We start from the raw sequence: 738 nt of genomic DNA, 5'->3' as shown, positions 1-738 counted from the left end.
TGGAGGCAACGTTGGGATACCACCCTGATCGTATCTAGGTTCTAACCTGGTACCGTAATCCGGTGCGGGGACAGTGTCAGGTGGGCAGTTTGACTGGGGCGGTCGCCTCCTAAAGAGTAACGGAGGCGCCCAAAGGTTCCCTCAGAATGGTTGGAAATCATTCGAAGAGTGCAAAGGCATAAGGGAGCTTGACTGCGAGACCTACAAGTCGAGCAGGGACGAAAGTCGGGCTTAGTGATCCGGTGGTACCGCATGGAAGGGCCATCGCTCAACGGATAAAAGCTACCCTGGGGATAACAGGCTTATCTCCCCCAAGAGTCCACATCGACGGGGAGGTTTGGCACCTCGATGTCGGCTCATCGCATCCTGGGGCTGAAGTAGGTCCCAAGGGTTGGGCTGTTCGCCCATTAAAGCGGTACGCGAGCTGGGTTCAGAACGTCGTGAGACAGTTCGGTCCCTATCTGTCGTGGGCGTAGGAAATTTGAGAGGAGCTGTCCTTAGTACGAGAGGACCGGGATGGACGTACCGCTGGTGTACCAGTTGTTCCGCCAGGAGCACCGCTGGGTAGCTATGTACGGACGGGATAAACGCTGAAAGCATCTAAGCGTGAAGCCCCCCTCAAGATGAGATTTCCCAGTATGTAAGACCCCTTGAAGACGACGAGGTAGATAGGCTGGGGGTGGAAGTGCAGCAATGCATGGAGCTGACCAGTACTAATCGGTCGAGGGCTTATCCAAT

The 738-nt window shown here is 55.4% G+C and carries 1 rRNA gene; it reads left to right on the top strand.

What is annotated here, in order from left to right:
* Positions 1-737, top strand: a 23S ribosomal RNA gene (locus AC6CIF_RS31835); the annotation flags it as partial.
* Between the last annotated feature and the right edge of the window lies 1 nt (position 738).

The organism is Paenibacillus sp. GQ49 (assembly GCF_059759055.1).
This window is presented reverse-complemented; position numbering and strand designations above follow the sequence as displayed.